20 protein-coding genes are annotated in these 23,102 nt (G+C 71.5%); 8 read left to right on the top strand and 12 right to left on the bottom strand.

The window, feature by feature from the left end; translation table 11 throughout:
• Positions 1-12 precede the first annotated feature (12 nt).
• From ABT324_RS13440 to ABT324_RS13400, 9 genes are read right to left on the bottom strand one after another with little or no spacing between them, the layout of a single operon-like run.
• Complete coding sequence (locus ABT324_RS13440) at positions 13-228, bottom strand: biotin/lipoyl-binding carrier protein (RefSeq protein WP_351175883.1); 216 nt, start codon at positions 226-228, stop codon at positions 13-15.
• A complete protein-coding gene (locus tag ABT324_RS13435) occupies positions 228-1,559 on the bottom strand; it encodes an ATP-binding protein (RefSeq protein WP_351175881.1) in 1,332 nt (443 codons plus the stop codon). The genes ABT324_RS13440 and ABT324_RS13435 overlap by 1 nt, the downstream gene beginning before the upstream one ends.
• The gene (locus ABT324_RS13430; protein WP_351175879.1) at positions 1,556-2,737 is read right to left on the bottom strand and encodes a CaiB/BaiF CoA transferase family protein; all 1,182 of its coding nucleotides are present in this window, start codon (positions 2,735-2,737) and stop codon (positions 1,556-1,558) included. The genes ABT324_RS13435 and ABT324_RS13430 overlap by 4 nt, the downstream gene beginning before the upstream one ends.
• Before the next feature lie 6 nt (positions 2,738-2,743).
• Positions 2,744-4,276, bottom strand: a complete 1,533-nt coding sequence (locus tag ABT324_RS13425; protein WP_351175877.1) for an acyl-CoA carboxylase subunit beta — start codon at positions 4,274-4,276, stop codon at positions 2,744-2,746.
• 40 nt (positions 4,277-4,316) lie between these two features.
• Positions 4,317-5,174 carry an ABC transporter permease gene (locus ABT324_RS13420; RefSeq protein ID WP_351175875.1) on the bottom strand — a complete coding sequence of 286 codons (858 nt, stop codon included), beginning with the start codon at positions 5,172-5,174 and terminating at the stop codon, positions 4,317-4,319.
• A 16-nt stretch (positions 5,175-5,190) separates the two neighbouring features.
• On the bottom strand, positions 5,191-6,165 hold the full coding sequence (locus tag ABT324_RS13415) for an ABC transporter permease (RefSeq protein WP_351175873.1): 975 nt from the start codon (positions 6,163-6,165) through the stop codon (positions 5,191-5,193).
• Complete coding sequence (locus ABT324_RS13410) at positions 6,162-7,670, bottom strand: ABC transporter substrate-binding protein (protein ID WP_351175871.1); 1,509 nt, start codon at positions 7,668-7,670, stop codon at positions 6,162-6,164. The genes ABT324_RS13415 and ABT324_RS13410 overlap by 4 nt, the downstream gene beginning before the upstream one ends.
• Positions 7,667-8,650, bottom strand: a complete 984-nt coding sequence (locus ABT324_RS13405) for an ABC transporter ATP-binding protein (protein WP_351175869.1) — start codon at positions 8,648-8,650, stop codon at positions 7,667-7,669. Before ABT324_RS13405 ends, ABT324_RS13410 begins: the two co-directional genes overlap by 4 nt.
• Complete coding sequence (locus tag ABT324_RS13400; RefSeq protein ID WP_351175867.1) at positions 8,647-9,657, bottom strand: ABC transporter ATP-binding protein; 1,011 nt, start codon at positions 9,655-9,657, stop codon at positions 8,647-8,649. The genes ABT324_RS13405 and ABT324_RS13400 overlap by 4 nt, the downstream gene beginning before the upstream one ends.
• A 123-nt stretch (positions 9,658-9,780) precedes the next feature.
• Between ABT324_RS13400 and ABT324_RS13395 the strand changes: the two genes are divergently transcribed.
• Entirely contained in the window at positions 9,781-10,401 is a 621-nt protein-coding gene (locus ABT324_RS13395) for a TetR/AcrR family transcriptional regulator (RefSeq protein WP_351175865.1), read from the top strand.
• 41 nt (positions 10,402-10,442) lie between these two features.
• Here ABT324_RS13395 and ABT324_RS13390 read toward each other — a convergent pair whose 3' ends face one another.
• Both ABT324_RS13390 and ABT324_RS13385 read right to left on the bottom strand, forming a co-directional pair.
• Positions 10,443-11,609, bottom strand: a complete 1,167-nt coding sequence (locus ABT324_RS13390; RefSeq protein WP_502949736.1) for a phospholipase D-like domain-containing protein — start codon at positions 11,607-11,609, stop codon at positions 10,443-10,445.
• A 34-nt stretch (positions 11,610-11,643) separates the two neighbouring features.
• A complete protein-coding gene (locus tag ABT324_RS13385) occupies positions 11,644-12,939 on the bottom strand; it encodes an MFS transporter (protein WP_351175861.1) in 1,296 nt (431 codons plus the stop codon).
• 154 nt (positions 12,940-13,093) lie between these two features.
• On the opposite strand from ABT324_RS13385, the gene ABT324_RS13380 reads away from it, so the two are divergent.
• The 4 genes from ABT324_RS13380 to ABT324_RS13365 all read left to right on the top strand — a co-directional run bounded on the left by ABT324_RS13380 (position 13,094) and on the right by ABT324_RS13365 (position 15,971).
• Complete coding sequence (locus tag ABT324_RS13380) at positions 13,094-14,050, top strand: DUF6772 family protein (RefSeq protein WP_351175859.1); 957 nt, start codon at positions 13,094-13,096, stop codon at positions 14,048-14,050.
• A 10-nt stretch (positions 14,051-14,060) separates the two neighbouring features.
• Positions 14,061-14,393, top strand: a complete 333-nt coding sequence (locus ABT324_RS13375; RefSeq protein WP_351175857.1) for a hypothetical protein — start codon at positions 14,061-14,063, stop codon at positions 14,391-14,393.
• 49 nt (positions 14,394-14,442) lie between these two features.
• Entirely contained in the window at positions 14,443-15,468 is a 1,026-nt protein-coding gene (locus ABT324_RS13370; RefSeq protein ID WP_351175855.1) for a LacI family DNA-binding transcriptional regulator, read from the top strand.
• A gap of 71 nt (positions 15,469-15,539) precedes the next feature.
• Positions 15,540-15,971, top strand: coding sequence for a nitroreductase family deazaflavin-dependent oxidoreductase (locus ABT324_RS13365; protein ID WP_351175853.1), 432 nt, complete (start codon positions 15,540-15,542; stop codon positions 15,969-15,971).
• 22 nt (positions 15,972-15,993) lie between these two features.
• Here the strand turns inward: ABT324_RS13365 and ABT324_RS13360 are convergent, their stop codons facing one another.
• Positions 15,994-17,571 (bottom strand): FUSC family protein, encoded by a 1,578-nt coding sequence (locus ABT324_RS13360; protein WP_351175851.1) that lies wholly within the window; start codon positions 17,569-17,571, stop codon positions 15,994-15,996.
• A gap of 42 nt (positions 17,572-17,613) precedes the next feature.
• Here ABT324_RS13360 and ABT324_RS13355 point away from each other — a divergent pair, with 42 nt between their 5' ends.
• From ABT324_RS13355 to gltB, 3 genes are all read left to right on the top strand, one after another.
• The gene (locus tag ABT324_RS13355) at positions 17,614-18,105 is read left to right on the top strand and encodes a MarR family winged helix-turn-helix transcriptional regulator (RefSeq protein WP_351175849.1); all 492 of its coding nucleotides are present in this window, start codon (positions 17,614-17,616) and stop codon (positions 18,103-18,105) included.
• Positions 18,106-18,272: 167 nt separating this feature from the next.
• Positions 18,273-19,556, top strand: a complete 1,284-nt coding sequence (locus ABT324_RS13350) for a glycosyltransferase family 87 protein (protein WP_351175847.1) — start codon at positions 18,273-18,275, stop codon at positions 19,554-19,556.
• Between the two features lie 440 nt (positions 19,557-19,996).
• Positions 19,997-23,102: glutamate synthase large subunit (gene gltB, locus ABT324_RS13345; protein WP_351175845.1), on the top strand; the 3,106-nt coding region annotated here is incomplete at its 3' end.

The raw sequence follows: 23,102 nt of genomic DNA, 5'->3' as shown, positions 1-23,102 counted from the left end.
AGCGGTCGCCGACTACTCCGCGCTGATCACGGCGATGAGGTCGCCTTCGGAGACCGCGTCGCCCTCGGCCACCGCGAGCCGGGTGACCACGCCGCCGGTCCCGCTCACGACCGGGATCTCCATCTTCATCGACTCCAGGACCGCCAGCTCGTCGTCGGCTTCCACCGCGGCGCCCTCGGCGACCAGGACCTTCCAGACGTTGGCCACCATCTCGGCTCTGATCTCCATCAGTTCTCCTTCCGTCGTGCGATGATCCGGTCCACCACGCCGGTGTCGTAGGCCCCGCTGGTGAACTCCGGGGAGTCCAGCAGCTCGGCGAGGAACGGCAGGTTGCACTGCGGGCCGCGCACGACGAACTGCCTGACCGCCCGGCGCGCGCGGGCAAGCGCGTCCGCGCGGTCGGCGCCGTGCGCCACGACCTTGGCCAGCAGCGGGTCGAAGTGCGGGCTCACCTGCGTGCCCGCCGCGTACCCGGCGTCCACCCGGACCCCACCCGGCTCGACCCAGTCGGTGATCCGGCCCGGCCGGGGCAGGAAGCGGACCGGGTCCTCGGCGTAGACCCGCAGCTCGACCGCGTGCCCCCGCGGTGCCGGGAAGGTCGCGGGCACGTCGTCGCCCGCGGCGATGCGCAGCTGGAGCTCCACCAGGTCGATGCCGTGCACCTGCTCGGTGACCGGGTGCTCGACCTGCAACCGGGTGTTGACCTCCAGGAAGTGGAACTCCCCGCTGGCCGGGTCGAGCAGGAACTCCACCGTCCCGGCGTTGCGGTACCCGACGCTCTCGGCGGCCCGCACCGCCGCCGCGCACAGCCGGTCGCGCAGCCCCGGGTCCACGGCGGGGGAGGGGCACTCCTCGACGACCTTCTGGTGGCGGCGCTGCACCGAGCAGTCCCGCTCGCCGAAGGCCCGCACCGAACCATCAGGCATCCCCACGATCTGCACCTCAACGTGCCGGGCGCGTGGCACGTAGCGCTCCAGCAAGATGCGCGCGTCGCCGAAGGCGCCGCCACCGCGGGAAAGAGCCGTCCGCGCGGCGCGCCGCAACGACTCGGGGTCGTGGGCGGTGCCCATCCCGATGCCGCCACCGCCGGAAACCGCCTTGACCATCAGCGGGAACCCCAAGACCGCTCCGGCGGCCACCGCCTCCTCCGCGGACGCCAACCCGGACGTGCCGGGCAGCACCGGGACCCCGGCCGCGGCCATGTGCTCCCGCGCCGCCGCCTTGTCGGCGAGCAGTTCCATCGCCTCCGGCGACGGCCCCACCCACACCAGGCCCTCCTCCGCGCAGCGCCGCGCGAAGTCGGCGTTCTCGGAGAGGAAGCCGTAACCGGGGTGCACCGCGGTGGCACCGGTACCGCGCGCGGCGGCGAGGACGGCGTCGATCGAGAGGAAGTCGCGCGGCGAGCTCAACGCGACCGCCACGTCCGCCTCCGCGACGTGCGGCAGGTCGGTGTCCACTTCGGAGTGCAGCGCGGTGGTGCGCACCCCGAGCCGCCGCGCGGTCCGGATGATGCGGCGGGCGATCTCACCCCGGTTGGCGACCAGCAGGCTGGGGATCACGATGCGCCTCCGGTGGCGCGGCGCAACGCCTCGATCCGCTCCGACGAGTAGCCGAGCTGCCGCAGCACCTCGTCGGTGTGCTCGCCGAGCTGCGGCGGTTGCTGCGGCTCCCGCGCCGGGGTGCCGGTCAGCCGGAGCGCCGGGCCGGGCACCGTCGCCTGCTTGCCGTCGCGCAGCGGCAGGCGCACCGCGATGCCCCGCTCCCGGACCTGCGGGTCCGACACCAGGTCCGCCACCGACTGCACCGGCCCGCACACCACGCCGTCGGCCTGCAGCACCGCCACCACCTCGGCCTTGCCGCGCGCCTTGGTCCACGCGACGACCTCGGCGTCGACCTGCTCGCGCTCGCGCACCCGCCAGCCCGCTTCGGCCCGCTCCCGCTCGGCCCACTCCGGGTGGCCGAGCCGGGCGCTGAAGGACTCCCACATCTTCAGCGTGATCGGCGCGAGGTAGACCCAGCCGTCCGCGGCCGGGTACAGGCCGGAGTAGTTCGTCGGCAGCGCCGAACCCCACCGCCGAGGCTGGTCGACCCCGGCCGCCGCGACCGAGAGGTGGTGCGCCAGCAGCGGGACCAGCGAGTCCAGCATGGCCACGTCGACCAGCTGGCCTCGGCCGGTGCGCTCCCGCGCCAGCAGGCCCAGCAGCGCCGCCATCGCCGCCTGCATACCGGTGACGTTGTCGGCGACGAACGGTCCGGCGATGGTCGGTGCGCCGTCCGGCTCGCCGGTCATGTCGGCCAGCCCGCTCATCGCCTGGATGATCCCGTCGTAGGCCACCCACGACGAGTACGGCCCGGTGCGGCCGAACCCGGTCACGTGCACCACCACGGTCCGCGGGTTGATCCGGTGCACCTCGTCGAAACCGAACCCGAGCTTGTCCGGCACGCCGTTGGCGTAGTTGGTGACCAGGACGTCGGCCCAGCCGACCAGGTCGTGCAGCACCGCCCTCCCGGCCTCGCCGCGCAGGTCGAGCGCGATGCTGCGCTTGCTGCGGTTGTTGGCCGCGAAGTAGAGGCTCTCGCCGTCGTGGACCGGCTGGGCCCGGCGGCCCATCTCGCCGTCCGGCGGCTCGACCTTGATCACCTCGGCGCCGTGGTCGGCCAGGATCTGGCAGCACTGCGGTCCGGCGATGTAGTGCGCGATCTCCAGCACGCGCACCCCGCTCAGGGCGCTGGTCATCGGCGCTCACCCCCGGAAGTGCCAGCTCGTCGGGCCCGCGGTGCGCAGCGGCGCGGCGAGCTCGGCGAACTCGCACAGCAGCGGTCGGGTGTCGCGGGGGTCGATGATCTCCTCGATGCCGAACGCCTCGGCGGTGCGGAACGGGGAGCGGATCGCGTTCATCTTCCCGGTGATCTCGGCCAGCAACGCGTCCCGGTCCTCGGCGGCGTCCAGGTCGGCCCGGTAGGCGGCCTCGACGCCCCCCTCGATGGGCAGCGACCCCCAGTCCGCCGACGGCCAGGCGTAGCGGTAGCGCACCCGCGCGGCGTTGGTGTGCGCGGCACCCGCGACGCCGAAGACCTTGCGCAGGATCACCGACGCCCACGGCACCTTCGCCTGGTAGACCGCGTTGAGCGCCCGCACGCCGAAGCGCATCGTGGCGGCCTTCTCGGCCTCCACGCCGATGACGAACCCGGGTTGGTCCACCAGGTGCACCACCGGCAGGTGGAAGGTCTCGGCGAGGTCCACCAGCCATTCGACCTTGCGGCTGGAGTCGGCGGTCATGCCGCCGCCGTAGACCATCGGATCGCTGGCCAGCACCGCCACCGGCCAGCCGCCCAACCGCGCCAGACCGGTCACCGCCGAGCGCCCGAACCCCCGGCCCAGTTCCAGGAACGACCCCTGGTCCACCACGGCCTGGATGATCGGCCGGATCCGGTACGGGCGGCGCCGGTCGCGGGGGATCGCGCCGATCAACCAGTCCTCGCGGCGCTCGGCGTCATCGGAGGTCTCGACGTGCGGTGGCACCTGGTGCACCGAGGGAGGCAGGTAGGACAGGAACCGGCGGGTGCGGTCGAAGGCCGCCGCCTCCGAGTCGACCACGTCGTGCACCACGCCGTTGCGGCCGTGGATGCCGCTGCCGCCCAGCTCCTCCTTGGTGACCTCCTGACCCAGCCGCGCGACCAGCGGCGGCCCGGCGGCGAAGACCTGCGAGATGCCGCGCACCATCACCGAGTAGTGCGCGGCGGCAACCCGCGCGGCACCGAGCCCGGCCACCGAGCCGAGCGCGAGCGCCACCACCGGGATGGTGCCCAGGTTCGCCGCCACCCACTCCCAGCCGGGGTTGGCCGGGACGTAGGTGCGCCCGATGGCCTCCAGCGAGCGGATCGACCCGCCGCCCCCGGTGCCGTCGACCAGTCGGACCAGCGGGATCCGCAGCTCGTGGGCCAGCTGCTCGGCCATGATCTGCTTCTCCCGGATCGAGGCGTCCGACGCGCCGCCGCGCACCGTGAAGTCGTCGCCGCCGACGACCACCGGCCGGTCGTCCAGCCGACCGCGGCCGAGCACGAAGTTGGCCGGCTGGAAGGCGCCGTCGGGCTGAAACTTCCCGGCGATCGCGCCGATCTCGTGGAAGCTGCCGGGGTCCAGCAACTGGTCGATGCGTTCCCGGACGGTCAGCTTGCCGTGGTCGTGCTGCCGCTTGACCTTCTCCGGCCCGCCCATGCGCCGCGCGAGCTCCTCGCGCCGCCGGAGTTCGTCGACTTCCGGTTTCCAGGACAATGTCCCTCCCATGTGGTCGCAGGACTGGTGCGGTGGGCTCCTAGGGGTGGCGGCGGGGGTCGAGCGCCCGCTGGGCGACGTCGCCCAGCACGTTGAAGGCCAGCGCGGTCGCGGCGATCGCCAGACCGGGCACCAGCACCTGCAGCGGTGCTTGGTGCAGGAAGGTGTAGGCGCGGGCCAGCATCGCGCCCCAGCTCGGATCCGGTGGCTGCACGCCCAGCCCGAGGAAGCTCAGGCTGGCCTCGGCGATCAGCGCGTGCGCCAGCAGCAGGCCGGACTGCACCAGCACCGGTTGCACGGAGTTGGGCACCAGGTGCCGCAGCACGAGGTGGCGACCACGGCTGCCGAAGCTGCGCGCCGCCTCGACGTAGGTCTCCTCCCGCACCGCGAGCACCTGCGCGCGCATCAGGCGGGCGACCGAGGGCGCGAACACGATGCCCACCGAGATCATCGAGTTGACCAGGCTTGGTCGCAGGGCCGCGGTGATCGCGATGGCCAGGATGATCGCCGGGAACGACAGCAGCGTGTCCACCACCCGCATCACGGCGCTGTCCACGATCCGGCCGAGGCATCCGGCGGCCAACCCGAGGGGCACCCCGACCAGCAGCGCGACGCCCACGGCGAGGAAGCTGGCCAGCATCGACGCCCGGGCGCCGTGGACCAGCCTGCTGAGGACGTCGCGCCCGAGGTCGTCGGCGCCCAGCAGGTAGCCGGGTGTGCCCGCCGGGGCGAGGACGGCGTCGAAGTTCTGCGCGTTGGGTTCGTGCGCGGTCACCAGCGGTGCCAGCAGCGCGAGCCCCGCCACCAGCACGAGGTAGCCGAGCGCGGCCACGCCGCGCCAGTCCCGCACGACCAGCCGCAGCCGGTTCTCCCGGCGAGGTGGGGAAAGCGCCGTCATGACTCCACTCCCTCGTTCACCGGGTGATCCGCGGGTCGATGAATCGGTAGGCCAGGTCGACCACCAGGTTCGTGAGCAGCACCAGCAGCGCGGTCACCAGCACCACGCCCTGGATCACCGGGTAGTCGCGCTGGGTGGTGGCCTCGACGACGAGCGTGCCGAGCCCGGGCAGGGCGAACAGCGTCTCCACCACGACGCTGGCCCCGAGCACCCGGCTGACCAGCAACCCGATGATGGTCGCCAGCGGCAGCCCGGCGTTCTTCAGCGCGTGCTGCCAGACGATCGTCCGGTGCGCCAAGCCCTTCGCCCGGTGGGTGCGCATGAAGTCCGACCGCAGCACCTCGATCAGCGCGGAGCGCAGCTGCCGGCACACCTCGGCGGCGCCGACCACGCCGAGCGCGATGGCGGGCAGGACCAGGTGCTGCACCGCCTGCGCGGGGTCCTCGGTGAGCCCGACGAAACCCGTGGCGGGCAACCACTGCAGCTGGACGGCGAACACGAGCACCAGCACCATGCCGATCCAGAAGTTGGGCACCGCGATGCCCAGCGTGGCCGCGGTGGTGATGGCGGTGTCGGCCGGTCGCCCCTGCCGCAGTGCCGCCGCGACACCCAGCGGGACGCCGATGCCCACGGCGACCAGCAGCGCGGCGGCCCCGAGCGCCAGGGTGGTGGGAAGTCGTTGCCCGAGCAGGGTTGCCACGCTCTCCCCGGTGCTCAGCGAGGCGCCGAGGTCGCCGGTGGCCGCGTGCCGCAGCCAGTCCAGGTACTGGACCGGCAGCGGTTCGTCGAGCCCGAGCTGGGCGCGGATCTCGGCTAACCGCTCCGGGGTGGCGTGCTCACCGGCGATGGCCTGCGCGGGGTCGCCGGGGATCAGGTGCAGCAGGCCGAACACCACGAACGTCGCGAGCACCAGCGTCGGCACCGCGACCAGCACCCGCCAACCGGCGGTGCGCAGCAGGCCCGCGCCCCGGCTCTGCCCCGCGGCCGTCACCGCTGCACCTGCACGGCGGTGAACTTGGGCTTGCCCAGCAGGTTCGGTTCGAAGCCGCGCACGTGCTCGCGGTAGGCGGCCACCGCGGGCGGGAAGATCAGCGGCACGAACAGCGACCGGTCGGCCACGACCTCGGCCGCCTCGCCGAGCGCGGCCGCTCGCTGCGGCAGGTCGGAGGTGCTGTTGGCGGCGTTGAGCGCCTCGTCGATGCCGGGGGTCGCGACGTGCCCGGCGTTGTAGTAGCCGCGTTCGGTGAACATCAGCTTGTAGGTGAGGCTCGGGTCGGGGCGCCCGGTCCAGGCCGACAGCATCGCCGGGTACTTGCGCTCGTTGAAGAACTCGCTGCTGGCCTGGGTGAGCTCGGTCGGGACCAGGTCGATCTGCACGCCGACCTGGCCGAGCTGGTGCTTGAGCACCTCGGCCAGCCGCACGGTGACCGGGTCCGGGTAGGTCAGCAGCGGGAAGCGCAGCCCCGCGCCGTGACCGGCCTCGGCCAGTAGCTGGCGGGCCCGCTGCGGGTCGTGCGGGTAGGTGGGCGCCACGGCCGCCGGGAACGCCCAGTGCTCCGAGGGCAGCGGTGTCCAGCCGACCTCGCCCTGCCCGAACTGCGTGACCCGCCGGATCTGCTCGCGGTCGAGCGCCAGGTTCAGCGCCCGCCGCACTCGTTCGTCGTGGAACACCGGGGCGCTCAGATCCAGGTAGATGATCAGCTGGTACAGCTGCGGGCTGGAGGAGACCTCGGTGCCCTTGGCGGCGGCGAGCAGTCCGACGTCCTGCGGGGGCGGGTTGAACACCATGTCCTGCTGACCCGAGCGCAGCGCGTTCACCGCAGTCGAGCCGTCCTTCATGATGGTGAAGGTGATGCTGTCCAGGTGCGGCAGGCCGCGCTGCCAGTAGTCGGCGAAGCGCTGCACTCGCACCGACTGCCCGTAGCGCCACTCGACGAACTGCCACGGCCCGGCGCCGACGGGGTGGCGCTCGAAGGATTCACCGGCGAGTTCGGCCGCGGTGGGGGAGACGAGCATCCCGGCGCGGTCGGCCAGGGTCAGCAGCAGCGAGCTGTCCGGGCGGGACAGGTTGAGCCGCGCGGTCCGCGGGTCGAGCACGTCGACGCTGGTCACGCTGGCCACATCGGACTTGATGTTGGATTCCGGGCCCTTGGCCCGCTCGATGTTGTACTTGACGGCCTGGGCGTCGACCGGTGTGCCGTCGTGGAACCGCGCGTCCGGTCGCAGGTGCAGCACCAGCGCTCGCGGGTCGCGCTGGTCCCATGACTCGGCGAGGCCGGGCGCGGGTTCCAGCGTCCTCGGGTCGAACGACACCAGCGTGTCGTAGAGGGTGTAGAGGATGGCGTGGTCGGAGCCGGAGTTGCCGCGTTGCGGGTCCAATGAGGACGGGTTGGACCGCCAGGCCACCCGCAGGTGCTGGCCGACCTCCGCCGCTCCGCTGCTGCACGCGGTCAACGCGAGCACCAGCGCCAACCCCGCGGCCGCGACGCGCTTCACCGCCGACCTCCTTCGACGCCGCGCAGCGGCAGGGCGGTGGCGAAGTGGCACGCCGACCAGCGGCCGGGCTCGACCTCCCGCCAGCTCGGGACCTCCTCGGCGCACCGGCGCTCGGCGTACCGGCAGCGGGTGCGGAACCGGCAGCCCGACGGCGGGTGCACCGGGCTCGGGATGTCGCCGTCGAGGACGATCCGGTCCCGCTGCTGCTCCTCGATCCGGGGCTGTGCCGAGACCAGCGCCTCGGTGTAGGGGTGCCGCGGCCGCTCGACCAGGTCGTCGACGGGCCCGAGCTCCACCAGCCGCCCCAGGTACATCACCGCGACGCGGTCGGCGATGGTGGACACCACGGCCAGGTCGTGGGTGATGAACAGGTAGGCCAGTCCCAGCTCGGCCTGCAACCCGCGCAGCAGGTCCAGGATCTCGGCCTGCAGCGCCACGTCCAGCGCCGACACCGGCTCGTCGCACACCACCAGCGCCGGGTCCAGCACCAGCGCGCGGGCGATGTTCACCCGCTGCTTCTGGCCGCCGGAGAGCTCGTGCGGGTAGCGTTCGCCGTGCGCGGCGGACAAGCCGACCGCTTCCAGCATCGCGAGCGCGCGGACGCGGCGCTCAGCGCTGCTGCCCCTGCGCTGCACCACGAGCGGTTCCTCGACGCTGGCGGCGATGCGCATCCGGGGGTCCAGTGACGCGTTCGGGTCCTGGAACACCATCTGCACCCTGGTCAGCGCGTCGCGCTTGGCGCGGCCCCGCAGCTCCGCGAGGTTCGCCCCGGCGAGGTGCACTTCGCCGTGGGAGGGCTGCACGAGCTGCAGCAGCGCCCGGCTCAGCGTGGACTTGCCCGAGCCCGATTCGCCGATCAACCCCATTGTTTCGCCTTCGAGCAGCGCGAAGGACACCCCGTCGACCGCGCGGACCAGTTCACCCCTGCGCTTGGTGGGGAACGCGACCGCCAGGTCCTCGACCTGCAGCAGCGGGCTCATCGGGCCACCCCCGGCAGGGTCAGCTCCGCAGCGCGGGCGCAGCGCACCGAACGCGCGTCGGCGAGCGGGAGCAGGTCGGGGTGGTCCGCCCGGCAGGCGTCGGTGGCGTGGTCGCAGCGCGGGTGGAACGCGCAGCCCGGCGGCTGGGCGCCCGGTGGTGGGACCCGGCCGGGTATCGACTTGAGCTCGGCGTGCCGGGCCTCGATCCGCGGGATCGCTTGCAGGAGGCGGGAAGTGTAGGGGTGCCGGGGTGCGCGCAGCACGTCGGCCACCGGACCGCTCTCGACGGTTTCGCCCGCGTACAGCGCGACCACCCGGTCGCAGAGCTCGGCGACGACACCGAGGTCGTGGGTGATGAGCAGGACCGCGGTGCCGTGCTGGCGGGTCAGGTCGCGCAGCAGTTCCAGGACCTGCGCCTGGATGGTGACGTCCACCGCGGTGGTGGGTTCGTCGGCGATGAGCAGGCGGGGGCGGCAGATCAGCGCGATCGCGATCATCACGCGTTGCCGCATCCCGCCGGAGAGCTGGTGCGGGTACTCGCCGAAGCGCTGCTGCGGCAGCGGGATCCCGACCGCGTCGAGCATCTCGACCGCGGCGGCGCGCGCTGCCCGCCTGCTGGTGCTGCGGTGTGCGAGCAGGCACTCCACCAGTTGGCGCCCGATGGTGAACACCGGGTCCAGCGCGCTCATCGGTTCCTGGAACACCATGCCGAGCTCGTCGCCGCGCAGGGCCTGCCGCGCGCGTTCCGGCAGCCGCAGCAGGTCGGTGCCGTCGAACCGGACCTGCCCGGTGATCCGCGCTGGCGGCGTGGGCAGCAGCCCCATGACCGCCAACGCGGTGAGCGACTTGCCGCTGCCGCTCTCCCCGGCCATGCCCAGGACCTCGCCGGGGGACACCGCGAAGGACACGTCGCGCACGGCGGTGGTGCGGGACCTGGCGGTGGGGAAGGAGATGGTGAGCTGCTCGACTTCCAGGACTGGGTTCGCGGAGCTGCGGGGGAGTGTCACGCCGGCCTCCCGAGGGGGTGTGATGGCGGGCACTCTAAGCAGCCTGTAAAACTGACGTCAATATCAGTTTTCCGGAATGCGCTAGGTTGGCGCATCTCTGCATCGAGTCACCAGGAGGACGCGGTGGCCGTTGAGCGGCTGCAACCGGTAGCCAGCCCGAAGACGCCGAAGGGCCGGGGGTCGAAGGAGGCGCTGCTGCGCGCGGCGCGCGCGGTCTTCGGCAGATCCGGCTTCGCCGCCTCGCGGGTGGCCGACATCGCGGCCGAGGCGGGCATGTCCAGCGGCGCGTTCTACCGGTACTACACCGACAAGCGCGAGGCGCTGGTCGAGCTGATGACCGAACTGCTGCAGGGCCTGTTCGAGCAGTCCCGGTCGAAGTGGAACCCGGGCGACGCGGTGGAGTCGGTGGTGATCACCACCGAGCGCTACTTCCGCTACTACGCCGACAACGCGGACCTGTTCCGGGTGCTGCACGAGGCGGCCCAGACCGACCCGGAGGTCGAGGGGATGCAGGCCGAGAGCCGCCGCACCTTCCACGACCGGATCACCCGGATGGCCCGCAAGGGCGTCGAGCGCGGCCTGATCCGGCCGGACCTGGACCCGGAGCTCAGCGCGGCGTTCCTGGGCGGCATGACCGAGCACTACGCCTACACCCGCTTCGTCCTGCACCGCTACCCGGACCGCGACATCGGCGAGGTGAGCCGGGAACTGGCCGCCTTCTGGGCCCACGGCGCCCTGGCCTGACCAGCTCCGGGAGGCCCTGCCACCCGGAGCTGGTCGCAAGCTCAGCCAGCGGCGGTGAACATCCGATCGAAGGCGGCGGAGTAGGCCTCGACCACAGCGGGCTGGTGCAGCGTCAGGGTGGCCTCGTCGTTGCGGCGCAGCGAGGTGTTGTTCCAGTTCTGGCTGCCGGTGGTCACCCAGCCGCCAGTGCCGTGGTCGACCAGGGCGAACTTGGAGTGCACGGTGCCGGGCAGCTCCGCGTTCTCCAGCGTCCGGGCCTGGATGGCGGGGGTGGACTCGATCAGCTCCTGCCCCTCGGGCTCGATGCTGCCGTGCACCACGCGGACCGCGCAGCCGTCGTCGGAGAGCCGGACGAGCTGCTCCAGCACGGCCAGCCGGGTGTCGTCGATCTCCGACATCCCCACCTCGACCCGGGTGGTCGGGGTGCAGCGCACCTCCGCCAGCTGGTCGACGACGGGGTCGCCCTCCGGCACCGGCGAGAAGTACACCTCGACCGGGCCGCCGGGCATGTCGGTGTGGAAGATGCCCTCGGTGGCCGAGGTGCGCTCCTCCGCGGCGAGTTCGGAGAAGTACCGGTCGTAGACCGCGTGCAGCTCCGGGTTGTCCAGCAGGACCACGGCGTTGTTCCAGTAGGTCCGGGAGTTGACGTCGGTGAGGTTGGCCGAGGACTGCATGACGACGTCGTGCTGCCCGGCGGTCTCGGAGAACAGCGCGATCTTGTTGTGGTTTCCCTTGGTGCCCAGGCAGGACGAGGTGTTGCCCTCCGGCGAGGTGTTGCTGCACACGTGCAGCCAGGACGGCTGCGCCTCGTCGGTGCCGAGCTCGTCCCGGATGGCCTGCGCCGCGGGGGTGTCGTCCTGCCACCCGTCGAGCACCACCTGGACCGCCACGCCGCGGCGGTGCGCCTCGGTGAGCACCTCGGCGAAGTCGGCCCCGGCGTCGCCGCTGACCACGAAGTGGGCGATCCGGATCTGGGACCCGGCGGGCGCCTGCTTGATGAGCGAGCAGAGCTGGCCCATGATCGCCGCTGGGTCCCCGCCCACGGGTTCGTTGAATACCGCCCGGGTCTGCACGGGTGCTTCGGCGGCGTTCGAGCACGCCTTGAGCGGGTCGTCCACAGTGGTCGCGGGCGTGGCGGAGGCCAGCCCCCCGCTGGCGGCGGCCACGGCCAACCCGGTGGACAAGCAGAGCATCTTGATGCGCAACACGGTCTCCTTCGTGAGCGGGTGGTGCCTTTCGGGGTCAACGGGTGGCGGTCACCGCGGTGCGCTGCTCGCGCAGGTGCTCCGGCTCCGGGATCAGCAGCGCGCCCAGCGCGGAGAGCAGGCACAGCGCGGCGCAGACGACGACGATGCTCCAGTAACCGGCGGTCCACTCGCTCAGCTGCGCCGCGACGAACGGCAGGCAGCCGCCGACCAGCGCGCCGACAATCTCCCGGCTGAAGGTGACCCCGGTGTAGCGGTGTCGCACGTCGAACAGCTCGGACAGCATCGTCGCCTGGGACGCCAGGGTGAGGTCGTTGCACAACGTGAACACGAGGACGAAGGCCGCCCACACCAGCACCGGGGTGCCGGTGTCGAGCATGACGAAGAACGGGTAGAACATCACCGCGGCGGCGACCGACCCGGTGATCATCACCGGGCGCCGCCCGAACCGGTCGCACAACCAGCCCGCGGTGGGCACGCTCACCAGCTTGACCAGGTTGGCGATCACCACACCGGTGAGCCCGACCCACGCCGGGGCACCGACGTTCTCGGCCAGGTAGGTCAGTGCGTAGACCGAGGGCACGTAGCTGATGACGTTCGGGGCGACGCTGATGAGCATGCCCGCGAACACCTTGCCGCGGGAGGACCCGAGCAGCTCGCGCAGCGGTGACCGGGAGACGCCGTCGTCGGCCTTCGCCTCGTGGAACTCCGGGCTGTCGGAGATCCTGAGCCGGATGACCAGCCCGGCGACCCCGATGAAGCAGCTGATCAGGAACGGGATCCGCCAGCCGAAGGCGAGGAACTGCTCCTCGGACATGACCGCCGCGGTCAGCCCGAAGACACCGGTGGCGATCAGCGCCCCGACCGCGTTGCCGAGCGTCGGCGTGCTGGCGTTGAGGCCGCGGGACCGGCGGTCGGCGTGCTCGGCCGACATCAACATCGCACCGGCGTACTCGCCACCCGCGCCGATGCCCTGCAGCACGCGGAGGGCGACCAGCAGCGCGGGCGCGGCCACGCCGATGGTCGCGTAGCCGGGCAGCAGGCCGATCAGCGTCGAGGAGATCGCCATCAGCACCAGCGTCAGGAACAGCATCGTCCGGCGGCCGACGCGGTCGCCCATGATGCCGATGAGCACGCCACCGACCGGGCGGGCGAGGAAGCCGACCGCGAAGGTCGCCAGCGAGGACAGCGTGGCGGCGAAGCCGTCACCTGCCGGGAAGAACACGGCCGGGAAGACCAGCGCGGCAGCCGTCCCGTAGAGGGAGAAGTCGTACCACTCCAGAGCTGTGCCGATCGTCGACGCGACCGTGGCTCGGCTGATTCTGCGTGCCATCAAGACCTCACGTGGGGGAGCAACATTGCCCTAAACGTTCATGTTGGTCGATGAGAGTACGGCTGGACAATGTTCAGAGCAAGGTATTAGCCTTCCGTCCGTCGACATGAACGTTAATGTTCATCGGCGCGAAATCGGATGAGATGGAGATCAGATGACCACCGCCCCAGTCCGGCGGGAGGGCGCCCGGCGCCCCAGTCCCCCTGGGTACGACGTGGAGCTGTCCAAGTTCAACCCCCTGCCGCGCGTCCTGTGCCACGACACCTTCGACACGAGCACGCACGGGTGGACCGAGCTGCTGGGCAACTACGACGGCACCGGCGACCTCGACACGGTCGACGACCACATGTGGGACTTCCGGCCGCCGCAGCTGTCCACGTGCTCGTTCTTCGACGTGGGCACCCACGGCACGCTCAGCGGGGACTACGCGCTCAAGCTCGCCACCCGCCCGCACAAGGGGCACACCGCGGTGGCCATCCGCCGGTTGACGATGGCCGGGCGCGGGCTGGTCCAGATCGAGACCCACTTCGCGTTCAAGGCCGAGGCGAACGTGGGTCCGCCGCGGCAGTCGGCGCGGGCCGTGAGCTGGGACGGCAACAACCACCCCTCGGAGGCGGAGTTCGGCGCGTTCACCGTGGCCACCGACATCTGCGCCGACAACGGGGTGCGCTACCACAACGTCGCGCGCTACCAGAACACCAACCTGGACAACGAGATGACGCGGCAGTGGATGTACCCGACGGTGCCCGAGCCCACCCCGCGGGACCACTTCGAGGGCAAGTTCTCGCTGCCCTACGCCAGCGACTTCACCGCGCCGAACCCGGCGGACTGGCGCACCTTCGGCGAACCCGCCGAGCTGTGCGTCAACGAGGTCCCCACCAAGATCAACTGGCACTACCTGCGCTGGCAGATCGACACCGAGGCCCGCAGGAACGTCGAGCTGCAGGTCAACGACACGGTCATGGACATGCGCGACGTGCCGGTCCCGGTCTACCCGGACCGCTACCAGACGCTGGACAACCTGCTGAACTTCTACTTCTCCGTGCGAACCCACGCCGACGTCCGGAACTTCCTGTTCCTGGACTCGGTCCTCATCTCGGTGGACTGGTGACATGCTTGTGATGCGATCGACGACGACGGCGGTCCTGGAGCGCAAGGCCAAGGTCCGCGAGTCGTTCACCACGGAGCCCTACGAGCTGCCGTGGGCCAGCGAAGCCCGCTTCTTCGTCCACGCGCTGGACCTGGAACCCGGCACGAGGCTGGAGTTCACCACCCAGATCTCGGCGGACGGCCTGCACTGGTGCGACCTCGACGGCGTCGCGCACCCGGTGGTCGCGGCCGGTGTCACCAGCTGGCTGGCCACCGGGTTCGGGCAGTGGCTGCGGCTAAGCTGTCGGGTGGTCGGCCAGGAGCCGTCCGCGACGGTGCGGATCTACCTGGTCGGCAAGAGCTGATCAGCGGACACCGCGAGGCGTTGGGGAGCACATGGTTCGGTCACGTCGCGTGACGCTTCAGGACGTTGCCGACGCGGTCGGCCTGTCGGTCAACACGGTCTCGCGCGCCCTCGCCGGCAAGAGCCAGGTGAGCGAGCGGACCCGCGACACCATCCGGGCCGAGGCCGCCCGGCTCGGCTACGTCCCCAACAGCCACGCCCGTTCCCTCGTGTCCGGCCGCACGATGGTCATCGGCCTGGTCATCACCAACCCCTCCAACCCGTTCTACGCCGCGCTGATCTCGGCCGTGGAGCAGCGCTGCCGCCGGTCCGGCTACTCGGTGCTGCTGCTGGTCACCGAGGAGTCGGAGGCCAACGAGGGGGAGGCCGTCCAGCAGCTGCTGACCTACGGCGTCGACGGTGTCATCGCAATCCCGGTGCAGCACAACGGGGACAGCTGGTCCCGGCTGGTGGCCGCGAAGATCCCGGTGGTCTTCGTCAGCCGGGACCTCCCCGACTTCGGCTTCGACTTCGTGGGCATCGACGCCGAGGCCGGGGTCGCCGAGGCGGTCGAGCGCGTCGCCGCGGGCATCGACCGCGCCTGGCTGTTCGAGGAGGACCTGCGGATCAGCACCACGGAGGCGCGCATCGCCGGGTTCCGGCGCGCGCTGGACTCCAGCGGGATCGACCAGCAGCGGTCCCTGGTGATCAAGGTGCAGACCCGGCGCGCGGCGGGCGCGAGCCAGCCGTGGCGACCCGACGACGCCCACCAGATGGCGGCGAACCTGATCACCGCGCAGAACCACCCGGACCTCATCGTCGCGGGCAACGACTACTTCGCGCTCGGCATCCTCAAGGCGCTGCGGGAGTGCGGTCTGTCGGTGCCCGGCGACGTGCTGCTGGTCGGCTACGGTGATCACCCGTTCGCGGCCTACCTGGACCCGGCGCTGACCACGCTGCGGCTGCCCGCCGAGGAAGTGGGCACCACCGCCGTGGACTACCTGCTGGAGCGCGTCGCCGACCCGTCCAGTCCACGTCGGACGCAGTTGCTCCGCCCCGAGCTGGTGGAGCGCGGATCCTCCCGCCGATCCGCGTAGCCGGTCGCCCGATCAGGGGGAGCTCCGGCGGTCCGGGAATGGTGCCGGCCCGGCGCGTGTTGCGGGTGGACATGTCGGACCAGAGCGTTGAGTTCAGCCCCACGAGCTGGGTGCAGGAGCAGACCAGGAAGATCCTCGAGACCGGGACCACCGAGGGCATCGAGATCAACGGATCACCCGTCGTGCTGATGACGTTGCGCGGTGCCAGGAGCGGCAAGCTGCGCTACACCCCGGTGATGCGGGTGGAGCACGGTGGCCGCTACGCGGTCGTGGCCTCCAAGGGCGGCGCGCCGGAGCACCCGAACTGGTACCACAACATCAAGGCGCACCCCGAGTTCCGCCTGCAGGACGGGACGGTGACCAAGGACGTCGTCGCGCGCGAGGTCGACGGCGCGGAACGCGCCGAGTGGTGGGAGCGGGCGGTCGCGGCCTTCCCGGCCTACGCCGAGTACCAGCGGAGCACCGACCGGCAGATCCCGGTCTTCGTCCTCGAACCCAGGTGATCCCCAGCGGCCGCGGTCGCCGTCACGCCCTCGCGCGGGACGGGGCCGTGGCCGCCAGCAGTTCGTAGGCCGCGTGCTCGGTGTCGAGGACTTCCCGGGTGCGGGGGTTGCGGTGCCAGGGCTCGCCGTCGGCGACGGCGTGGGCGTTGCGGAGGGCAAGGACCGCGCGGGTCAGGCGCGCCCGGGCCACAGTGGACTCCTCCGCCGCGCGGAGCTGCTGCTGCGCCGCCTGGCACTCGGCCAGGGCCGCGTGCAGGCGGCGGGCGGACTGCCGGTTGATCAGGACCAGGCTCACCGCCGCGGCGACCAGGGCGCCCAGGACGGTCGTGGTGATGCGCTCGACGATCAGCTCGTCGTGCGCCGCCGGGTTGCTCAGCGAGGCCAGCCCCAGGGCCAGCGGGGTGACGAACAGCAGCCCCAGCGCGTAGTTGGCCTGCACGAACACCTCGGCGACCAGCTGGCAGACCACCACCAGAGCCAGGACCACCAGCGGGCTCGGGTGCAGGCCGAACATCGCGACCGCCAGGACGGCGCCGCCCAGCGTGCCCGCCAGGCGCTGCACCGTGCGCAGCCAGGTGGCCGTGGCGTGCGTCGACTGCAGCACCGCGCTGGCCGACACCACCGCCCAGTAGGCGTGGCCCAGCCCCACCGGGATGGTGATCAGCCCGGCGAGCAGGCAGGCCAGCAGCATGCGCCCGGCGTTGGGCAGGAACGGCGTGATCGCGCTGGCGCGCAGACCCCGTGAGGCGCGCGGCGTCCCGGCCGGGGACGACGGTGGGGTGGAGGCGGGCTGGGGGATCCGGCCGCGGTGGACCTTGCGGGCGAGGTCGCGCAGGTGCCCCGCGTCGGCGGGGTGGTGGAGCAGGTGCTCGGCGTCCGCCAGGTGGGCGCGCAGGGTGCTGGCGGTGCGCCCGGGGCCGCGCAGTGCCGCTGAGGCCCGGTGCACCGCGAGGTGCGCGCGGTGGCGGGTGGCCGGGCTGGGGCTGTCGAGGTGGTCGGCGACGGCCACCAGCGCGCGAGCTGCGGCGACGCGGTGCGGGCCGGTCGGGTGCAGGAGGTTGCCGAGCAGGCTCAGCGCGACCGACAGCGCGGCGGAGGCGGCGGTGACCTCGATGTGCAGGCCTGTGCTCGACCAGTCCTGCGTGGCGTAGGCGGCGGCCCCGGCCGCGAAGACGAACATCAGGCCGCCGGGCGGGCCGAACTCCAGCACGTCGGCGGCCAGCTTGCCGAGCGTCGCGATCGCGGTGAGCACCAGGACCCCGATGAGGGCGTCGTCGGTGGTGGCGGCGATCATCGTTGCCGTGGCCACGCTCGCGACCAGTCCCAGCGCGATCAGCGGGAGTAGGCGCGCTCGGTGGGACCAGGTGTCGACCCGGCAGTACAGCGAGGTGAACGCGCCGAAGGCGGCGAAGGGCACCAGGTCCACCCGGCCGAGTGCCGCCAGCGCGGCGATCGGGACGCCGAAGGACACCCCGATCCGCAGCGCGGGAACCGCGACCCCACCGACCGTGCGCGTGTACCTCAGCGCGTCGCGGACGCGCAGCGTCCGGCGCAGGCGGGTTAGGGCGGAGTCGGGCGCGGCGCGGTCGGAAACGTTCACTAGTAAAATATTACCAGATGATTTACCCGTGAAGGAGTGACGGTGGACGACGCGGTCGGACGGATCTGCGCGCAGTGGCGCGAGCAGCGACCGGACCTCGACGTGTCCCCGATCGACGTGATCGGTCGGGTGCGGCGGCTCAACGCGCTGACCAACCAGCTCGACGACGCCGCGTTCGCCGAGATCGGGCTGTCCCGGATGGAGTTCGAGGTGCTCAGCGCCCTGCGGCGGGCCGGGGGAGGGCTGCGGCCCAGCCAGCTCACCCGGGAGACGCTGTCCTCCGGGGCGGCCACCACCAAGCGGCTCGCCCGGTTGGAGGGCGAGGGCCTGATCAGCCGCACCGCGTCCCAGCGCGACCGCCGGGAGGTCGACGTGCAGCTCACCGAGCGCGGGAGCGAGCTGATCGACCGGCTGTTCCCGGCGCAGCTGGAGCGCGAGCGTCGGCTGCTTGAACCGCTGCGGGCTGACGAGCGCGAGCAGCTGGGCTCGCTGCTGGCCAAGCTGCTGGGGTCGCTCGACGGAGCCGTCCGATGACCGAGGGTTCCCGGCGAGCCGTGCGCTGGGGCGAGGGCTCGGTGCGTTAAAGTTTTCCGGTTCTTCAAGGGGTATTCCCGCGACCCAGGCGAACGCGGCGTGATCAGCCGATCACGCACCGGTGATCGACGTCGGTCGCCCGATCGAGAGGACCCGGTGTGGCCACGGTGCAGTTCAAATCCGGCCATCCTGTGCTTGACCTCGGTGAACTCCCGGCCCGGCTGCGCGAGTTCGTGGTGCGGCGCTCACGCGGCATCATCGTGGCGTCGGTGCCGCTGCTGGTCATCTCCTCCGTGCTGCTGCTCGTGATGCGGCGGGCCGGCCTGGACCACGGCTCGGCCATCGACTACCAGGTCTACCGCTGGGCGGTGCACACCTGGCTGGCCGGGGGCGACATCATGAACACCGCCCCGACGGTCAGCATCGGGCGCGTCCTGCCCTGGGTGTACCCGCCGTTCGCGCTGCTGCCGCTGATGCCGTTCGCGCTGCTGCCGTTCGTGGTCGGGCTGGTCGCGCTGTACCTGGTCGACCTGCTGGCCATCGGCGCGGCGCTGTACCTGGTCACCCGGCACATGTGGGCCGCCGTCGGGCGGCGCGGTGCGTTCGCGGTGGCGATGGCGCTGCTGCCCTGGACGTTGTTCCTGGAGCCGGTCTACGCCTCGTTCGGGCTCGGGCAGATCAACATCGCGCTGATGGGGTTGGTCGTCGTCGACTGCCTGGCGATCAACCCGCGCTGGCCGCGCGGACTGCTGATCGGCGTCGCCGCGGCGATCAAGCTCACCCCGGCCGCCTTCCTGCTGTTCCTGGTGTTCCGCAAGGAGTTCCGCGCGGCGGTGACCGCGGTGGCCACGGCCGTGCTGGCCACCGCGGTGGGCTTCGCGCTGAACTACCAGGCCGCGGTGGAGTACTGGTTCGGGAAGGGACCGGCGCACGGCGTGAGCGGTTCGGCCTTCCACACCAACCAGTCGATCATGGGCGGGCTGGCCCGCCTGGAGCTGCCGTCGTCGGTGCAGAACGGCCTGTGGCTGCTGCTCTCCCTGGCCTGCGCGGCGGTGGTGGCCCACGCCGTGCGCCGCACCGAGCCGTCCCTCGCGGTGGTGGCCAACGGCCTGCTGGCGCTGCTGGTCTCGCCGACGTCGTGGTCGGACCACTGGGTGTGGTGCGCACCGGCGCTGCTGGTGATGCTCGGTTACGCCGTTCGGCTGCGCAGCCCGTGGTGGTTGGCCGTCGCCGCGCTCACCCTGGTGACCGTGCTGGCCGCCGTGTTCAAGTCGTTGCCGACCGGTCCTCCGTGGACCCCGGTGGAGCACTTCTTCGGCAACCCGTACCTGCTGCTGGGCTTGCTGCTGTTGGCGCTGCTCGGTCTTTTCGTCCGGAATCGCACGATCGCGAGTACTCCGGCGGATCCCTCAGTACTGGTGGACGAGCGGCTCCGCCCGGAACCGCGCTGAGACCTCGCCTCTGGGAGCGGCTGCTCCCGGAGGTCGGAACTCGTTGGCGATCAGGTGGGTCTTGCCTGGTCGGGCGCGAAAAGCCTGGTGCTGGACCGCTTCCGAAGCCGCCCCGCGGGACTTCGCCGCCGCCGCAAGGAGATCGTGAACAACGCCACTCGTCGCGCCGGGTAGTCGCGTATGGACAGTGTCGTGGTGCAGAATTCCCCGAGCTCGCAGGGAGTGCGACAGCGCTGTCCCAACACCTGGGAGCCGAGTAACATTCGCTTGATTCGGTGTTACTTGACGGTAGCTTTCCGGGCGCTCGATATGTAGAGTGCCTCAAACTGACCAAGAGTGCAACGGCGCATCCTTTTGTCAGTGCCCCCAAAGGTTCTTGCGGCTCCGCCGCGGGTGAGTCATGCCCTGCTGCGGACCGCGGCCTGACGACGGGAGGTACGATGCCCCTTTCCCACCATGCAAGAAGCGTGGCGCAACGCAGCGCCGCGGCCGGTGGTCTGTACGACCCGGCCCACGAACACGACGCCTGCGGTGTCGCCTTCGTCGCCGACCTGCAGGGTCGGCAGAGCCACGAGCTGGTCGAGAAGGCCCTGACCGCACTGCGCAACCTGGAGCACCGCGGTGCCAAGGGAGCCGACCCCGAAACCGGTGACGGGGTGGGCCTGCTGACCCAGGTGCCGGACGCGTTCTTCCGCGCTGAAGTGCCCTTCGCACTGCCCGAACGCGGTGCCTACGCGGTCGGCACGGCGTTCCTGCCCGCCGACCCCGACGACGCAGCGCGCGCGGCGGGGACCATCGAGCGGATCGTGGCCGAGGAGGGCCTGCGACTGCTCGGGTGGCGCGACCTGCCAGTCGCCCCCGACTGCGCGGGCACCTCGGCGCGCGAGACGATGCCGAGCTTCCGCCAGCTCTTCCTCGGGCACGACGCCGAGGAGACGCCGCTGCAGCTGGAGCGACGCGCCTTCTGCGTCCGCAAGCGCGCCGAGCACGAAGCCGACGTGTACTTTCCGAGCCTGTCCGCGCGCACCATCGTGTACAAGGGCATGCTCACCGAGGCCCAGCTCGGCGCGTTCTACCCGGACCTCGGCGACGAGCGGTTCGCCAGCGCCATCGGGCTGGTGCACAGCCGGTTCTCCACCAACACGTTCCCGTCGTGGCCGCTGGCGCACCCGTACCGCTACATCGCGCACAACGGCGAGATCAACACAGTCCAGGGCAACCGCAACTGGATGCGGACCCGCGAGAGCATGCTGGCCACCGACCTGATCCCCGGTGACCTGCAGCGGCTGTTCCCCATCGCCAGCCCGGGCGCCAGCGACTCGGCGACCTTCGACGAGGTGCTGGAACTGCTGCACCTGGGCGGCCGGTCGCTGCCGCACGCGGTGCTGATGATGATCCCGGAGGCGTGGGAGAACCACGCCGAGATGGACCCGGCTCGCCGCGCGTTCTACGAGTTCCACAACTACCTGGTGGAACCCTGGGACGGCCCGGCCCTGGTCGCCTTCACCGACGGCACGCAGATCGGTGCGGTCCTGGACCGCAACGGCCTCCGCCCCGGCCGGTACTGGGTGACCGAGGACGGGCTGGTGGTGCTGGCCAGCGAGGTCGGCGTGCTGGAGTTCGAGCCGCACGAGGTCGTCCGCAAGGGCCGCCTGCAGCCGGGCCGGATGTTCCTGGTCGACACCGCGGCCGGGCGCATCATCGACGACGACGAGATCAAGGGCGAACTCGCCACCGAACACCCGTACCAGGAGTGGCTGGACGCGGGCGTGGTGCGGCTGGCCGACCTGCCCGACCGCGAGCGGGAGCTGCCCTCGCACGACTCGCTGGTGCACCGGCAGCAGGTCTTCGGCTACACGCAGGAAGAACTCGGCGTGCTGCTCAAGCCGATGGCCACCACCGGCGCCGAACCCATCGGCTCGATGGGCAACGACGTGCCCTTCGCCGCGTTCTCCGAGCGGCCGCGCCAGCTGTTCGACTACTTCACCCAGCTGTTCGCGCAGGTCACCAACCCGCCGCTGGACGCGATCCGGGAGGAGCTGGTCACCTCGCTGGGCACCCACGTCGGGCCGGAGCACAACCTGCTCGACCACCACCCGGCGGCCTGCCGCAACCTGGCGCTGCCGTTCCCGGTGCTGGACAACGACCAGCTCGCCAAGATCGTGCACCTCAACGACGACGGCGACCGCCCGGGCCTCAAGCCCGCCGTGGTGTCGATGACCTACCACGTCGCGGGCGGCGGGGAAGCGCTGCGCACCCGGCTCGACGAGATCTGCGAGGAGGTCTCCGCCGCGGTCGCCGACGGCGCGCACGTGCTGGTGCTCTCCGACCGCACCGCCGACGCCGAGCACGCGCCGATCCCGTCGCTGCTGGCCACCGGTGCGGTGCACCACCACCTGGTGCGCGAGAAGAAGCGCACCCAGGTGGGGCTGATCGTCGAGGCCGGCGACGTCCGGGAAGTGCACCATGTCGCCCTGCTCATCGGTTACGGCGCCGCCGCCGTTAACCCGTATGTGGCGATGGCCACCGTCGAGGACATGGTGCGCTCCGGCGCGATCCGCGGCGTGGACGCCAAGCAGGCCACCGACAACCTCATCAAGGCGCTGGGCAAGGGCGTCCGCAAGACCATGTCCAAGATGGGCGTGTCCACTGTGGCCTCCTACACCGGCGCGCAGATCTTCGAGGCGATCGGGCTCGGCGAGGAGGTCGTGCGACAGTGCTTCACCGGCACGACCTCGCGCCTCGGCGGGGTCGGGTTCGACGTGCTGGCGCAGGAAGTCGCCGAGCGGCACCGCCGCGCCTACCCGTCCGACGGGGTGCAGGCCCCGCACCGCACGCTGCAGGTCGGCGGCGAGTACCAGTGGCGGCGCGAGGGAGAGCCGCACCTGTTCAACCCGCAGACTGTGTTCAAGCTCCAGCACTCCACCCGCAGCGGTCGCTACGAGGTGTTCAAGGAGTACACCAAGGCCGTCGACGACCAGTCCCGCGAGCTGATGACCCTGCGCGGGTTGTTCAAGTTCCGCGAGGGCGAGCGCAAACCGGTGCCGATCGAGCAGGTCGAGCCGGTGTCGTCGATCGTCCGGCGGTTCGCCACCGGCGCCATCTCCTACGGCTCGATCTCGCAGGAGATGCACGAGGTGCTGGCGATCGCGATGAACCGGTTGGGCGGCAAGTCCAACACCGGTGAGGGCGGCGAGGACGCCGAGCGGTTCACCCCGGACCCCGGCGGCGACTCGCGGCGTTCGGCGATCAAGCAGGTCGCCTCCGGCCGGTTCGGCGTGACCAGCGAGTACCTGGTCAACTCCGACGACATCCAGATCAAGATGGCGCAGGGCGCCAAGCCCGGTGAGGGCGGCCAGCTGCCCGGGCACAAGGTGTACCCGTGGGTGGCCAAGACTCGGCACTCCACGCCGGGCGTCGGGTTGATCTCGCCGCCGCCGCACCACGACATCTACTCGATCGAGGACCTGGCGCAGCTGATCCACGACCTGAAGAACGCCAACCCCCGGGCGCGGATCCACGTCAAGCTGGTGTCCGAAGTGGGCG

The sequence above is a fragment of the Saccharopolyspora sp. NPDC000359 genome, assembly GCF_040300525.1.
Lineage (GTDB): Bacteria > Actinomycetota > Actinomycetes > Mycobacteriales > Pseudonocardiaceae > Saccharopolyspora.
The sequence above is the reverse complement of the archived record's forward strand: the minus strand, read 5'-3'. Positions and strand labels throughout refer to the sequence as shown.

What these genes read in the sequence shown, in the direction of transcription:
- ABT324_RS13440 (WP_351175883.1), bottom strand. Translation starts at nt 228, where the DNA reads ATGGAGATCAGAGCCGAGATGGTGGCCAACGTCTGGAAGGTCCTGGTC.
- ABT324_RS13430 (WP_351175879.1), bottom strand. Translation starts at nt 2,737, where the DNA reads ATGACCAGCGCCCTGAGCGGGGTGCGCGTGCTGGAGATCGCGCACTAC.
- ABT324_RS13420 (WP_351175875.1), bottom strand. Translation starts at nt 5,174, where the DNA reads ATGACGGCGCTTTCCCCACCTCGCCGGGAGAACCGGCTGCGGCTGGTC.
- ABT324_RS13405 (WP_351175869.1), bottom strand. Translation starts at nt 8,650, where the DNA reads ATGAGCCCGCTGCTGCAGGTCGAGGACCTGGCGGTCGCGTTCCCCACC.
- ABT324_RS13385 (WP_351175861.1), bottom strand. Translation starts at nt 12,939, where the DNA reads ATGGCACGCAGAATCAGCCGAGCCACGGTCGCGTCGACGATCGGCACA.
- ABT324_RS13380 (WP_351175859.1), top strand. Translation starts at nt 13,094, where the DNA reads ATGACCACCGCCCCAGTCCGGCGGGAGGGCGCCCGGCGCCCCAGTCCC.
- ABT324_RS13375 (WP_351175857.1), top strand. Translation starts at nt 14,061, where the DNA reads ATGCGATCGACGACGACGGCGGTCCTGGAGCGCAAGGCCAAGGTCCGC.
- ABT324_RS13365 (WP_351175853.1), top strand. Translation starts at nt 15,540, where the DNA reads ATGTCGGACCAGAGCGTTGAGTTCAGCCCCACGAGCTGGGTGCAGGAG.